The organism is Methylobacterium sp. 22177 (assembly GCF_052045615.1).
Lineage (GTDB): Bacteria > Pseudomonadota > Alphaproteobacteria > Rhizobiales > Beijerinckiaceae > Methylobacterium > Methylobacterium radiotolerans.
On record NZ_JBQEPK010000056.1, the window covers coordinates 15,051 to 29,211 of the forward strand.

A 14,161-nucleotide genomic window follows, 5' to 3' on the forward strand; every position below is an offset into this window, starting at 1 on the left:
GTCGAGCTGGTAATACATTAAATGGAACTTGCCCAATCATTATCGAGCGGCCCGTTCGGAAAAGCCCTGGCGCTGATCCGCACAGCTCAGTTGGGTCGGGGCCGGAGCGTCTGCTCATGAGTGAATGATAAACCTGCGGCGCCAACCTGCTGCCGTCGTCAAGCATCATGACATGACATGACGGAGCGAAACGTGACGCGGTGTCGAGTGAACGCGGCAGGTCACTACGGTGGGATGGCGGCAAAATTGCTTAATGAAATCTAAACCGAACGTTATGTTTCGATTTGAGATCGTCGATCATGCTAGAGCGTCGTAACACCCCACGGCTCCGGACTTATCTGGGTGCTAAAATTTCCTTCGATGCAAGCTACTGTGTTGTCGATTGCCTTGTGCGCGACCTATCCCAGAATGGGGCGAAGCTCGTTCTAAGCGAGACAGCCATCCTCCCTGGCTACTTCGATCTTATCGTGCCCAAAAAGGGCTGGACGCTGCGCGCTGAACTCGTATGGCGTGGCACTGATCGGATCGGAGTTGCCTTCCTGAGTAACGGCAGTTTCTAAGCACGCCTCTGCATCCTTTGGCAGGACCAGAAGCGTAGCGACAGGGCGCCCGCCACGGATTGTTTGCGGGTTGAGGGACGAGCTCCGGCCTGAGCTGAAGCTGCCAAACGGTCGCGGGATGGCCGCTTGTGGGATGCTATGGCTGCCGCAGAGGCGACCGGAGCGGGTCGCAAGCGTGATAGCCGCTGTGGGTGGTTTTGCGACGATCCGCTCTGGAGACGCAAACTGGCTGAAGCAGACACGGTGAACCGGTTCAAAGTCTGCAATCCGACGTGCATGGAAACAGCGAAGGCCTACGCCATCCTGGAGAACATGACAGGCGGCTCGACCCCGGTCTCGTGCGCGGGTTTCGACCCGTCGCTCACACCTGCCTGGAGTTGCGATGGAAGCGAAGGGGGCAGCGTGTCGCCTGATCCGTTGAAGCGAAAGCCGAGTAAGCGGCTCTCGCCGAACCATCACGCCACGCGTGTCATCGCATCTGGGATGGCCGAGCGAAACTGCACGTTGATGCTGGTACCGGAGCGGTGCCGGATATCACAGCTAAACCGCCGCCCGTCGGCATCGACGGTCAGGTCGAACCGATCCGGAACCTGAGCGTGCATCCGGACATGGAGCCGTGCGCCGCCGTTCGAGAGATCGCGGATCGAGCAAGCGATCGAACCGCCGCCAGGCACGTTGATGGTCGCTGGAAGCAAGACGCGGGTCCGGCGCTCGTTGCGCCGCTCCTCCATGCCGACGGTCCAGTTGTCCAGGCTGGTGCTGATGCTCGATACACCACTGGCCGCCTGGCGCATGCTGGTCAGGATTTCCGCCGTCGCACGCGTCTGCTCGTCCATCGAGCCACTGACCCCGTCGACGTAGGCGCTGATCGTATCGATCGCCGCGGTGATGGTCGTCAGGTTGGCCGCCACCTCGGACGACACGGCTTGCATGCCGGCGACCTCTCCGCTGATCCGGGCTGTAGCCGCGGCCGCCTGACTGGCAAGCTCCTTCACCTCAGTCGCAACCACGGCGAAGCCCTTGCCGGCCGATCCGGCCCGTGCCGCCTCGATCGTCGCGTTCAGGGCCAACAAGTTGATCTGCTGGGCGATGCCCGCGATCACAGCCCCAACGCCGTCCATCGCGCTGGCGGCGGCCTGCAGGCGTTCCGTGGCGGCATTGGCTTCGCCGGCACGTCCGTGGATGTCGTCGACGACGGTCTTCGACTGCGCCATACTGCGCGAGATCTCCAACGCAGCGGCGTTCATGGTCTCGGCCGCGTCGGTGACCGCCTGGACGTTGTCGATGGTCTCCTCGGCCGCCTCTATGGCGACCGAGCGGGCGTCCATGTTGGCAGTCACGTCCGTGGCGTACTTGACGATCTTGGTCAGCCGGCCGTTCGGGTCGAAGATCGGGTTGTAGCTCGCCTGGATCCAGACATTCCGATTGCCCTTGCCGAAGCGCTGGAACATCCCGGTGGCGAACTCACCCGCCCGCAGCCGGTCCCAGAATGCTGCATACTCCGACGTCTTCGCGTAGCCAGGCTCGACGAACATGGCGTGGTGCTGCCCTCGGATCTCCTCGATCCGATAGCCAACTGCCTTGAGGAAGTTCGCGTTGGCATCGAGCACCGTTCCGTCGGGGGCGAATTGGATCACCGCTTGTGACCGATTGACGGCGGCGAGCTGCCCCGTCGCGTCGGTGGTCTGCAACTTCTGCGCCGTGATGTCGGTTGCGAACTTGACTACTTTCACCGGCTGGCCGTTTCGATCCCGAATCGGATTGTAGGTCGCCTGGATCCACACCTCGCGACCTCCCTTGGCGATGCGCCGGTACTCGCCTGAGGCGAACTCTCCACGCGCGAGGCGCGCCCAGAATTCGCGATACCCCGTTCCCGCCCGCTCGGTGGCCTCGACGAACAAGCCGTGGTGGCGGCCCTTCACCTCATCCAGACTATAGCCGACGGCGTCGAGGAAGTTTTGGTTGGCGGTCAGGATTGTGCCGTCGAGGGTGAACTCGATCACTGCCTGCGATCGGTGCAAGGCATCGAGCTGTCCATCATGATCGATGTTGCGCAGCACCTGCGCCGTGACGTCCGTGGCGAGCTTGACGATCCGCGCGACGCGCCCGTTGCGGTCGAGCACGGGATTGTACGTTGCTTGGATCCAGACGGTACGACCGTCCTTGGCGATGCGCTTGAACTCGTGTGTCTGCGCCTCGCCACGCCGCAGGGCGGCCCAGAACGTGCGGTATGCCTCGCCGTCACGCTCAGCTGCTGGGACGAACAAGGTGTGATGCTGCCCCTTCACCTCCGCAAGGCTGTAGCCCATCAGAACGAGGAACAGGTCGTTGGCGGCGAGAACGGTCCCATCAGGGGCGAACTCGATCCGAGCCCTAGACTTGTCGATAGCCGCCATCAAGGCACGCAGGTTGGCGTCGAAGAGCGGCACCGCAGATGTCTCCACGTGCCACGACGGCACGAGTGCGATGAAAGGGGGAATTTGGTTAAGCGGGCGTCACGCAAGCGATGAGACGCTTGATCGCACCCGCCACAACTTTGCCGCCCCGTATAACAACCAATAGTAGCAATCTAGTGAATGTGGAGGGCAAGCTTCATCTTCGGGTAGATGCCGCACTGGATGACGAACTCGCTGGGCTCCCTGAGGATCAGGCTCGCCAGGTTGCTCGTTCCACCATGCCGGTCGGAAGTGTCATGACAGTCGCTGGATGGCTGCTTTTGGGCGGCGCCGACGGTGGTCCGAGTGGCTGGGTTGGGTCGCCAACGGAACGTCTGCATATGCCCGCTCTACGAAGCTTCGGTTCGGGTCTCTTCTCGCCTCGTCGGCACGGGCCGGCGAGGAGATAGACGATGGGACACTCTGCACACGATCCGGCCACGAAAGGGCGGCCAGCCTGGAACGCTGGCCGCAAGCTCGGCGCCAAGCGCGCCCTCAAACCTCAGCAGGTCTGGGCCATCCGGTTCTGGCTCGACCGCGAACGGCGCACGCGCGACCGCGCAATGTTCGACCTAGCGATCGACAGCAAGCTGCGCGGCTGCGACATCGTCAAACTCAGGATCGGCGACCTGGTCAGCGGCGGTCGCGTCCGTAGCCGGGCGATCGTCATCCAGCGCAAGACCGGACGGCCGGTGCAGTTCGAGCTGCTCGAACCCGCCCGTGCCAGCATCCTGGCATGGCTGGAGGCCAGGGGCGGAACACTCGACGACTTTGCCTTCCCCAGCAGGCTCGACGGCGTGACGCACATCAGCACTCGTCAGTATGCGCGCTTAGTCGATGAGTGGGTCACCGGCATCGGGCTGCGTAGCGAGGACTACGGGACCCACTCCCTGCGCCGCACGAAGGCGTCGTTGATCTACAAGCGGACCGGCAACCTGCGGGCGGTTCAGATCCTGCTCGGCCATACCAAGATCGAGAGCACAGTCAGGTACCTCGGTGTGGATGTTGAGGATGCTCTGACCCTGGCCGAAGGGACAGAGATTTGAGCGTTCGGCCCCTCGGCTTCTGCGTCGAGGGGCTCCGAGACCAGCCCAGCAGCAATGCGCCCATTGCCGCCACTGAGCGGCGTTAGGTGACATCCCAGAAGCGGACATCGGCCTTGATGTCAGTTGACGTGGTTCCTCCTGTAGAGCAACGCGATCGAAGGACGAAGTATCAACAGGTCGGCGATGAGCGCGAACAACATCGCCAGCGCGCTCAGCCATCCGAACAGCCGCAACATCGGTAGGTTCGACAGCACCGTGATCGCGAAGGCGCAACTCAGGACGACCGTCGTCAGGATCAGGGGCGGCCCCATCTGTACCGTGGCGTGCTCGATGGCGAGTTCCGGGCTGTCCATCGTCGCCAAGTCCAACGTCATCCGGTTGAGGAAGTGGATGGTCGCGCTCAGGCCGAGCCCGAGCGACACCGTCAGGGCGACAACGCTCGCGAAACGCAATCCGTCATCGGTGAGCCATAGGAGGGTCCCGGTCGCCACGACGGGGAAGATCGCCGGCAGGATGCTCGCGGCCATCACCCGGACGGAGCGGAAGACGAACCCTAGCGCCGCAGCGATGAACACCACCTCGATCGTGATGCCGCGGCTGAGCTTGTCGATCATGCGGGCGCTGTTGCGCGCGGCAATCGCCGACAAGCTGGTGACCGAGACCGTGTAACCGGGGTTGCCTTGACGAACCGGGGCGAGCTTCTGGTCGAGCTCGTGTATGATCGGGAGTAGGTCACTCGCGTCGACGTCGCGGACGCGGCCGGTGACGAGCACCGCCCTGTCGTCGGCGGAAACGAACCGCCTCACGAGGAAGTTCGGCAAGGCATCGACGTAGCCCTTGACCGTGTCGGCATCGGAGCGCTGGCCATTCTCGGCCAGCCAGGCCCGCAGCGTCTCCAGCGACCACACGTTGCCCACTCCCGGCTGCCGCGCCAAAGTCTGATGGACCTCGGCAATGACCCCGAGTGTCCGCGCGGAATACAGCTTTTCGTCCGGTGGGATCTGGATCATGACGTTGATCGGATTCGAACCGGTCAGGTCGCGATCGAGCCGGTCGCTGGCCGCGACAGCCTGTTCGTGGCCGGGAACCTCGTCGGCGAGACGGTAGCGGGGCTGCAGCTGGAGATAGCCGATTGCGAGTAGGGTGGTGAACGCGAGGCCGAACGCCGTGTAGAGCCCGGGGCGATCGACCATCCGACCGGCGATGTAGCCGCAGAAGTGCCGTAACCCGCCGACGCCCGGATCGGCTTTCCTGGCGTTCTCGGCAAACGCATCGGTCCGCCTCAGCAAGAGGAGGCTGAGCACCGGCATCAACGTCAGCACCGCCACGAGTGCGATCCCGGTCGCGAGCAGGCCCGCCGTGCCGAAGTTGCGGATCAGGTCCGATTCCGAGGCCTGCAGGGCGATGAACGAGATCGCGGCCGTCGCGTGGGTCAGGACGCATGCCGGCCCCACGACGCGCAGGGCGTCCGCAATGGCCTCCCGCTTGCTCATCCCGGCGATCAGCCGTGCCCGCACGTCGTAGGTCAGCTGCATGCTGTCCGAGAAGCTGATCACCATGATGAGCGGGGTCATCATGTTCAGGAAGATGTTGAGCCGCAGGTCTAGCGAGCCGAATGTCCCGAGAGCGAGCAGGATCGACACCAGGGGCGGACCCGCCGCGATGAGCATGAACGAGACGCGCCGGAAGAAGACGACCGCGATCAAGCAGCCGGCGAGCAGGCCGGCCGCGTTGTAGAGGATCCGGTCGCGCTCGATCGCGTGACGGATCTCGAGCTGCATCACGGGCACACCGGTGAGTTGGACCTTCAGGTCGGTGCCGCCAAGGTCGGTGTCGATGACGGACCTGATCTCCTCGACGACGGATGCTAGGCGGTCGCTTTCGACGGTCTCGGGCGCGAGCGCCAGCACCATCAGGGTCAGGTTTCCGCTCGAGGCGAGCAGCTTGTCCTTGAGGATCTCGTTGGATCGGACGGCCTCGACGAGATGGTCGTAGGCCTGCCCTTCCGGCAGCGGCTCAGGGAACAGCGGCGCGGGTAGGCGGCCGCTCGTCGGCGCGGTCCGGGCCGAGAAGATCGACACGAGACCCCGCGCCCCGTCGATGAGCTGAAGGTCCGTCGCGAGGTTCCGGAGCGCCTCGATCGAGGTCCTTTTCAGCACCGGCCCGGTCACGACCGCGAGGACGTCGTACTCGCTCGACGGGAACTGCTTCGAGACCGCCTCATACTGGCGGAACTCGGCGCTGTCGGATCGGAAGAGCTGGCTGAGCGAGTCGTCGACCTCGAGACGTCGGATCCCGACCAGCCCCAGGATGACGAGGACCGCGGCCGCGAGACCGACGGCGATCGGGTGACGAAGAGACGCGAGTCCCAGGCGCTCCACGCCGAAGCCGATTGACGGAGGCTCCCGCAGGCGCTTGCCCCGTTCAGAGATCTCGCTGTCCAAAGGCGGCCGTCCTGCGCTGGGCGCCCGGCGTCCGGGCTCTGGTTCCATGCCGGTCATCGAGGCTTAGCCGTCGACGTGCCCGCGCGCGTCAGCTCCGCCGCAGGCGGATGCTCACTTGCCGGACGTCGTTGTTCTGCGGCGTGATCACAATTTCCTGCGTGCCGCTGCGCGTGATGAGGCTCAACCCCGCGCTGAATAGCGGCGAATTCACGACCGCCTGGAGCCGGCCGCCCTCGAGGGCCCCCGTCAGAGCGCCGGAGACGTTCCGGGTCGTCTCGGACCAAGTGCCTGACACCCGGCCAGCGGCATCGGTCGCTCGGCACTCGATGTTGAACTGATAGCTCGCGCTCGCACAGACGAGGCGTTGCTCGACGCGCGCACCGCCATCCGCGACGCCGTACTGGGCGCGGCAGCGAATCGTCTCGCTGCCGCCTGCCGAGTCGACCCGACCAGAGCCGGACCAAGTTCCGGCCAAGTCGGAGAAGGCGCCTCGCGGCGCGGCGTACGCCTCATACCGACCGGTCGACATGGCGAGGGCCGCGGATGCGAGCCACGTCGTCACCACAAACCGGAGGCGCGTCGACAGTCGCATGGCCGGCACCCTTTCCCACAACCGGAAGATTTATACTGAGTTTTTATTTCGCGCGGAAGACGACAGACGAAGGGATGCCTTGGGTCAGTCTAGCAGGTATCGATTCAGGCAGACCGAGGCGCTCATGTCGGTCTCGGCGGCACAGGATTGCTCGGCAGCCGACCGGAGTGGATGATGCTTTTTGACCCGGCGAAGGTCCCGCATGATCGCCCTGACACGATGATCACGATGATTGGGAGATCGATCGGGATCGCGCTTTTGGACGATCTAAGCGGCCATCTCACCGTAGTTTCCGCCATCCTCAGCTAGGCGACAATCCGCCTGCGGGAGACGCAAGAACGCGGCTGGCCATCGCCTTCCGCTCTACGCCACTCCAGAGGCACGCGCCTCGCGATCGTCCGGTCGTCGCGTCTCTCAGACAGCATGAGCACATCGCTCCACCGAACCGCGTCAGAACAATGAAGGCCGAACGCGAGCGGGTGGCATAGCTTGCCATGCATTGTGACGCCGGGATGACAAATTCACCGCTACCGCACGAAATGATAGCCATTATGTCTCTAGCGGATCCTGGCAGTGTATCTGTGATGCCACTACATCGACCAAAAATATCTCCGGAAATGCTTCCGGCGGGATAGGTGTGGGATGGATTGATCTACGTGAACGTACTGTCGCGCGCTACCCTTCAGATCAGGTTCGACCACCTCCAGGCCTCTTCGTCGGTCCCGACCGGCATGCGGAGAATTCGTACCATGCCGTCGCCTTGCTGGCCTTTCTCCGGATGCGCGGTTCTGGCCGCCGCGATCACAATGACATCTTCGCTTCCGGCCCACGCTCAAAGCGTGGCCGAGATGGCGGCTCGGATGGATGCGATGCAGCGACAGATGCAGTCCATGCAACAGGAGCTCACCGCGTTGCGCCGCCAAGCCGGTACTCAGAAGGCGGCGCTCGCTGGCGAGGCACGTGAGCGCCGGGTTCTGTCGCGGGAGCAGGCGCGCCTCGCAGCCAGGACCGAGCACCAGCAGCGCGTGGCGCAAGCCGGCGGTCCCGGAGGCGCCCGGCCTGGGGTGAGCGAGCATACGCCGGTGATCCTCGCCAACGATCTCGTCTGCAACGCCGGCAGCTACGCGCTTGGGCCGGCGATCTGCTTTACCCCGGGGGGCTTCGTCGAGCTGGCGGGCATCTTCCGCAATCCCAACACGGTCTCGGACGTCGCCACTGACTTCAACGGCATCCCGTTCCGCAGCAGCCCGCTATCTCGCGAGAGCGAGTTCCGCTTCTCCGCCCGGCAGAGCCGCCTGAGCGGGCTGTTCACCGCGAAGGTCGAGCCAACGCTGCAGATCTCGGGTTATTACGAGATCGACTTCCTGGCAGCCGGCACGACCTCGAACTCACGTGAGAGCAACAGCTACACACCGCGCGTGCGGCAGATCTTCGCCACCGTCGATTCCCTCGACACCGGCTGGCATGTGCTGGCCGGCCAAGCCTGGAGTCTAATCACTACCGACACGTCGGGCATCCTGCCGCTGAAGGAGCAGATCCCACTCACCATCGATGCGCAGTACGTGCCGGGCTTCAATTGGACCCGCAACCCGCAGGTGCGCGTGGTCAAGGACATCGCCCCGGGCCTCTGGGCCGGCCTGTCGGCGGAATCGCCGCAAAGCGTGCTGCCGCCGAGCCCCTTCGCTGCACCCGGTATCGTCAACGTCAACAACACCGGCGACGCCGCCGGTCTCCTGAACAATTCGACCACCTACTCGAACAACAGCGTTCCCGACATCATCGGAAAGGTCGCGCTCGAACCGGGATTCGGGCATTTTGAACTGAAGGGCTTGGTCCGCTTCTTCGACGACCGGCTGAGTCCCACCAATCTTACCGCGGCCACGCGCCTTCCCGGTCACTCCGACACCGCCCTCGGCTACGGCATCGGCGGCGCCGCGACTCTCCCGGTAATCGACAAGCGTCTCGACCTGCAGGTCAGCGGCCTCGTCGGCCAGGGCATCGGCCGCTACGGCTCGGCGCAGCTGCCCGACTTCGCCCTGAGGGCCGACGGCTCGATCGCGCCGATCCCGGCCTTCCAGCTGCTCGCCGGCGCCGTCGCCCATGTTCAGCCGGGCACCGACGTCTACGTCTATGCCGGCTGGGAGCACGCCTCCCGCGCGGGCGCGCTCAATACCACGGGCTACGGCTCACCCACCCTCGTGGTGACGGGCTGCAACGTCGAGGGCGCGGCAAGCGGATCCTGCCAAGCGGAGAGCCGCGACATCCGCCAGATCACCGGCGGGTTCTGGCACGACCTATACAAGGGGAGCTACGGGCGCCTCGTAGCGGGAGCGCAGGTCTCCTATACCGAGCGCGACGCGTTCCGAGGGGCGTCTGGGATCCAGCCTTCCAACCACCTCGTCACCGGCCTGACTTCGCTGCGCTACTACCCGTTCTGAGCATGCCGCCCGGCAAACCTGTCTGAGCGTCAGCGGGTGCCGGGCGGGCGGCGCGTTCAGCTACCGCCAGAACCGTTTGGCATCCACCAGATCCTCGTGTGCTTCAGCTGCTGCGGCCAGGAGCTTGCGCGTGCGCGCTTCGAGGTCGGCAGCGGTGAGGCCAGCAGCGAAGACGGCCGAAGCACCGGTGCGCGCGTCGGCGATGTCCCGTGCCAACTCGTGACCTGTCGCGATGTCGTTGAGGGCGCCGAGCTGATCCTGCAGTTCGGAGAGCGCTTTGACGAAGGTAGCGTGGCGCTTCACGGCTTTTTTGTCCGGGTACAAGCCAGCGAAGAACTCCGCCCCGTAGCGCAGCTTCTTGGCCGCGATGCGCACCTTGTGCCGATCCTCAGGGCTGAGGTCGTCGAGGTGGCGGCCGCGCCTCTTCACCTGACGACGGCGTCGATCCAGCTCGCGCGCCGCGAAGTCGCGCGCCGACTCCTCGCGAAGCGCCGCACGACCCTCGTCCTGCAGCCAGGGACCAGCGTTGATCCAGGCGACGAGATCGAGCACCAGAGCGCGCCACTCCGCCGAATGCAGCAGGCTTTGGACGGCATCGTAGGCCTTCGTGCGCTGGTCTTCGAGCTGCGTCTCCAGGTTGAGCAGGCCGACCTCGTCTGGGTGCCGCTCGCGCTCTGCCGGCAGCGTCTTGGCGAGGAACACGTCGAGGTTGCGGGCTTGGCCTAGCGGCTCCGTCAAGCGCTTGAGCTCATCTCGGATCCGCATTCCCTGAGCGTCCTCAACCAGATCGCTGAACAGCGAGAACGCGGAGCGCAGCCGACGAATCGCAACGCGCGTCTGGTGGAGAGCATCTGCATTCCGGCTCTGCAACAGGATGTCCTCATTCAACCGCATGTGGCGCAGACAAGCGTGCGCGACAGACTGGAAGGTCTCGGCAGCGTTCATATCCTCAAGCAATGGCACAGGCTCGGCTTTACGGACACGGTCGGGCTTTCCCGACGCAAGGTTGTAGCCCCGCTCAGCTTTGCTGCGTACGCCGAGGCGCAGCGGCACCAGGGCGGCAAGCGCCCGCGACAGTGCGAATATGTCGCCAGCAGAGCCTTGCTTCAGCTCCAACTCTATCTCGCAGATGGAAGTCACCCGGTTGCCGGCAATCGGCGCCTCGATCCGACCGCTGTCGAGCGCAACTTCGATACGCGAGCTGCCCTCCTCGACAAGGTAGGTCTGCCGCTTGACCGAGGTGGTGAACAGGGACTGCAATTCGTCGTTGCGCCCTAGGATCTTGTCGACGGGCGTGTCGGTCAGAGCTGCGAAGTCAGGCCTGGGGTCACTCACCTCCTGCTCCCACTCGGGGCGGCTGAAGAGACCGTCTCCTTCCGCTTTAAGAGTCTGGACGTAGCGATCACCGATCTTTCGTAACCGCAATCCGAGTCCGGCCTCGCGCAGGCGCTGCTCGGCGGTATCGAAGTAGATCGAGGTTAGATCCGCCTCGCCCTGCTCGGCGGCTTCCTGAAGGAGAGGATGCGCCCGGAGTCTGGCAAGGTCAGATGGTTCGCATTCTAGCTTCAGCTCGATCTCGCGCGGCTCGGTCATCCGATCTTTCCTGATCCGTGGCTGGCTGCAGAGCGGCGCTCGCGCACCGTTTCCGGGTGGACAACGTCCTCGGACGGATCGGGATCAGCGATGCCGAAGGCCGACTGGCTGCGGCCGTCGTCGAACGGTCACGAGGCTATGCCTTCGCTTGTTGAGTCCGACGTCTCCAGAGGTCTTGGTGCGAGTCGCCATCTGCGCCATCGTCCGCACCGCCGCGTTCGTCCTGATTGCGCAGGCGAGCCTCGCCGTCGCCGAGCCTGATGCGGATGCACGGACGAAGGCCGCAAGGGTCGCCGCTGAGGGCAACGCTATCGGTTCGCCTTCTGGTGCGGGTGGCGATCCGCAGACATCGGTCGCGCAGCCCGTCTTCTCTGCGGGCCGGGCCGCAGAGGTGACGACTTCGTTCCAGCCCCTCCTCGGGGCCGCCGGCGATCCCGGCGGGTACCGCGCCTTCCTGGAGAGCCGCGGGATCACCTTCGGCCTGATCAGTGTGGCCGAGACCTACCGCAACCTGCGCGGCGGACTGCGGCGGGGCTCCACGGGCCTGACGCTGCTCGACCTCGACGTCGATGTCGACCTCGGCACTCTCGTCGGGTGGAAGGGGGCTGCGGCCCACGCCACCGTCTACCAGATACAAGGCAGCGGGACTTCCCGCAGCCGCGTCGGCAACCTCATGACGATCAGCGAAATCGAGGCCCTACCCGCCTCACGCCTGTCGGAACTGTGGCTGGAACAGAGCCTATTCGACGACCGATTGTTCCTACGTGTCGGCCAGCTCTCCGCCGACACCGAGTACATGGTGAGCCAGACCAGCATCCTGTTCACCAACGGCACCTTCGGCTGGCCGGCGATCTTCGCCGCGAACATGACCGACAGCGGACCCGCCTATCCGCTCTCGGCACCGACCGTTCGCCTGAAATACGTGCCGACCCGGGAATTCTCGTTTCAGGCCAGCCTGATCGACGGCACGCCGGGCGGCGGCAACCCGCGCTCAGGCATCGACCCGCAGCGGCGCAACCCGAACGGCACCCGCTTTCCGCTTTCCGACCCGCCGCTCGCCATAGCGGAGGTCTCCTATGCCTACAACGCCCGCCCCGGCGACGTAGGCCGGCCGGGCACCGTGACGTTGGGGGGTTGGTACCGCTTCGGCCGCGTCGACGCTCTTGTGCCTGATCCGGTGAGCGGCCTCGGCCGAAGGGTCGCCGGTGATTTCGGCATCTACGGCGTGATTGACCAGACGATCTATCAGGAGCCGGACGATCCCAACGACGGCGCCAGCGTGTTCCTGCGGGCCTCGGCCTCTCCCGGCGACCGCAATCTCGTAAACCTCTACCTCGACGGCGGCATCGCCTATCGCGGCCTGTTCCGCGGCCGCTCAGACGACACGCTCGGGTTCGGCTTCGGCATCACCCACATCTCCCCCGCCGCGCGGAGGCTCGATGCGATCGCGGCGCTCCAGAGCACAACGCCCTCGCCTCGCCGCAGCGCCGAGATCCTGCTGGAGGCGACCTATCAGGCCGTGCTCGCCCCTGGCATCGCCCTGCAGCCAACCGTGCAGTACGTCGTCCATCCTGGGGGTGGGATCGCCAATCCCCGCGATTCGGACGGCAAACGGGTGCGCAACGCGATGGTTTTCGGCCTGCGTGCCATCACGCGCTACTGAGCCTGGTGCGCGCGGTCAGCTCAATCCCGCGGTGGCCGAATGCCGAGACCGCGGATCAGCACGAAGGCTACGAGCGCGGAGATGCAGGCGATGGCTATGGCTACGTAGGAGCCGCTGTCGTTCTCCGTGAGGGGCAGGCCCTTGGTGTTCATACCGAACAGCCCGGTCACGAGGGTTGGCGGTAGGAACAGCGCGGTCAGCACCGACAGGGTGTAGAGCTGCCGATTTGAAGCCTGCGCGAGGTAGGAGGACAATTCTTCCTGCATCAGCCGGCTGCGGTCGGCGAGCAGGACCATGTCCCGGTCGAGCGCGTCAAGCCTCTGCGCAATCCGGGCGGCCGCTGTTATGGCCACATCTGGAACCTGCTCGTCGGCTGCCGCGGTTTCGAGGCGGTGGAAGACGGCGCGCAGGCCAAGGAGCTGCCGGTGTAGCCGGACCGCATCTCGGCGGATCGGCCCGAGCCGTCGCCGCTCGCCGCGCACGCGTTCGTCGAGAATGTGGTCCTCGATCTCGTCGAGCTCATCGGCCAGGCGCGCACCGGTCTCGGCCATCGAGGTTACAACCTGCTCGACGATGACGTCGAGCAGTTGAATCGGGGCCAGGATGCCGCGACCTTCTGCAGCCGCATCCCGAGCAAGGTCCGGTCCAAGGACGGGATGGCGCCGGCCGCTCACGAGCAGGCGTGGGCCCATGACGAAGTGCAGCCGACCGCCGGCGTCCACTTTTAGGCTACTACCGGTCTCCCGGACGAGATCGGCCACGACGCCGCCGATGTGACCCGCCTCAACCATCAGGCGTTGGTGCGGGTCACTGGAGAAGGCAGCTCCGGTCAAGTGCGGTGGGCCAAGACGCCCCTCGGCAAACAAGGCTGGCAAGCGCGCATCGTTCAGGTTGAAGTGCAGCCAAGTAAAGCCCTCGCCGAAGCTCCCAGGGGCGGGCATCGCCTCGCCGCGTTCGACCAGGTGACCGCGACCACTCTCGTCGAAGCGCATGGCCCAGAGCAGACCGGGGAGCGCCGGCTCGTCGCACAAGAGACGGGCCGGTGCTGCAGTAGCAGTCGCCATTTAGGTCAGAACACGTGTCGCAGGATGAAGAACAATGCGCCGGCGATCAGGATGGCCGCCGGCAGGGTCAGGATCCAGGCGAGCGCCATGTTGCGCACCGTGGACATCTGGAGTCCCGAGCCGTTGGCCGCCATGGTGCCGGCGACGCCCGACGACAGGATGTGGGTGGTCGAGACCGGCAGGCCGTAGAGCTCGGCCAGCCCGATCGTGCCGGCGGCGACGATCTCGGCCGAGGCGCCCTGCGCGTAGGTCAGGTGGGTCTTGCCGATCTTCTCGCCCACCGTGACGACGATGCGCTTCCATCCGACCATGGTGCCGAGACCCAG

General features: G+C 65.1%; 10 protein-coding genes. 4 read left to right on the forward strand and 6 right to left on the reverse strand.

The window, feature by feature from the left end:
- Positions 1 to 299 precede the first annotated feature (299 nt).
- Positions 300 to 560, forward strand: a complete 261-nt coding sequence (locus ACTJK8_RS28730; protein ID WP_012321658.1) for a PilZ domain-containing protein — start codon at positions 300 to 302, stop codon at positions 558 to 560.
- A 455-nt stretch (positions 561 to 1,015) separates the two neighbouring features.
- Here the strand turns inward: ACTJK8_RS28730 and ACTJK8_RS28735 are convergent, their stop codons facing one another.
- Positions 1,016 to 2,956 (reverse strand): methyl-accepting chemotaxis protein, encoded by a 1,941-nt coding sequence (locus ACTJK8_RS28735; RefSeq protein ID WP_041372630.1) that lies wholly within the window; start codon positions 2,954 to 2,956, stop codon positions 1,016 to 1,018.
- A gap of 452 nt (positions 2,957 to 3,408) precedes the next feature.
- On the opposite strand from ACTJK8_RS28735, the gene ACTJK8_RS28740 reads away from it, so the two are divergent.
- A complete protein-coding gene (locus ACTJK8_RS28740; RefSeq protein WP_012329807.1) occupies positions 3,409 to 4,041 on the forward strand; it encodes a tyrosine-type recombinase/integrase in 633 nt (210 codons plus the stop codon).
- A gap of 119 nt (positions 4,042 to 4,160) precedes the next feature.
- Here the strand turns inward: ACTJK8_RS28740 and ACTJK8_RS28745 are convergent, their stop codons facing one another.
- Positions 4,161 to 6,533 (reverse strand): efflux RND transporter permease subunit, encoded by a 2,373-nt coding sequence (locus ACTJK8_RS28745; RefSeq protein ID WP_440762935.1) that lies wholly within the window; start codon positions 6,531 to 6,533, stop codon positions 4,161 to 4,163.
- A 40-nt stretch (positions 6,534 to 6,573) separates the two neighbouring features.
- A complete protein-coding gene (locus ACTJK8_RS28750; protein WP_440762928.1) occupies positions 6,574 to 7,077 on the reverse strand; it encodes a hypothetical protein in 504 nt (167 codons plus the stop codon).
- 860 nt (positions 7,078 to 7,937) lie between these two features.
- Here ACTJK8_RS28750 and ACTJK8_RS28755 point away from each other — a divergent pair.
- Positions 7,938 to 9,515, forward strand: a complete 1,578-nt coding sequence (locus ACTJK8_RS28755; RefSeq protein WP_440762929.1) for a hypothetical protein — start codon at positions 7,938 to 7,940, stop codon at positions 9,513 to 9,515.
- 60 nt (positions 9,516 to 9,575) lie between these two features.
- Here ACTJK8_RS28755 and ACTJK8_RS28760 read toward each other — a convergent pair whose 3' ends face one another.
- Positions 9,576 to 11,108: a CYTH and CHAD domain-containing protein gene (locus ACTJK8_RS28760; protein WP_440762930.1), complete on the reverse strand. Its 1,533-nt coding sequence runs from the start codon at positions 11,106 to 11,108 to the stop codon at positions 9,576 to 9,578.
- A gap of 178 nt (positions 11,109 to 11,286) precedes the next feature.
- On the opposite strand from ACTJK8_RS28760, the gene ACTJK8_RS28765 reads away from it, so the two are divergent.
- A complete protein-coding gene (locus tag ACTJK8_RS28765) occupies positions 11,287 to 12,771 on the forward strand; it encodes a carbohydrate porin (protein WP_440762931.1) in 1,485 nt (494 codons plus the stop codon).
- 20 nt (positions 12,772 to 12,791) lie between these two features.
- On the opposite strand, the gene ACTJK8_RS28770 is transcribed toward ACTJK8_RS28765, so the two are convergent.
- Together ACTJK8_RS28770 and ACTJK8_RS28775 are read right to left on the reverse strand one after the other, a co-directional pair.
- Entirely contained in the window at positions 12,792 to 13,763 is a 972-nt protein-coding gene (locus tag ACTJK8_RS28770; RefSeq protein WP_440762932.1) for a transporter, read from the reverse strand.
- Positions 13,764 to 13,840: 77 nt separating this feature from the next.
- Positions 13,841 to 14,161, reverse strand: a 321-nt coding sequence (locus tag ACTJK8_RS28775; RefSeq protein ID WP_440762933.1) for an inorganic phosphate transporter, incomplete at its 5' end; no start/stop codon positions are given.

Excerpts from the sequence above, each read along its gene's own strand:
- ACTJK8_RS28730 (WP_012321658.1), top strand. The coding sequence starts at position 300 with ATGCTAGAGCGTCGTAACACCCCACGGCTCCGGACTTATCTGGGTGCT.
- ACTJK8_RS28735 (WP_041372630.1), bottom strand. The coding sequence starts at position 2,956 with ATGGCGGCTATCGACAAGTCTAGGGCTCGGATCGAGTTCGCCCCTGAT.
- ACTJK8_RS28740 (WP_012329807.1), top strand. The coding sequence starts at position 3,409 with ATGGGACACTCTGCACACGATCCGGCCACGAAAGGGCGGCCAGCCTGG.
- ACTJK8_RS28745 (WP_440762935.1), bottom strand. The coding sequence starts at position 6,533 with ATGGAACCAGAGCCCGGACGCCGGGCGCCCAGCGCAGGACGGCCGCCT.
- ACTJK8_RS28750 (WP_440762928.1), bottom strand. The coding sequence starts at position 7,077 with ATGCGACTGTCGACGCGCCTCCGGTTTGTGGTGACGACGTGGCTCGCA.
- ACTJK8_RS28755 (WP_440762929.1), top strand. The coding sequence starts at position 7,938 with ATGGATGCGATGCAGCGACAGATGCAGTCCATGCAACAGGAGCTCACC.
- ACTJK8_RS28760 (WP_440762930.1), bottom strand. The coding sequence starts at position 11,108 with ATGACCGAGCCGCGCGAGATCGAGCTGAAGCTAGAATGCGAACCATCT.
- ACTJK8_RS28770 (WP_440762932.1), bottom strand. The coding sequence starts at position 13,763 with ATGCGCTTCGACGAGAGTGGTCGCGGTCACCTGGTCGAACGCGGCGAG.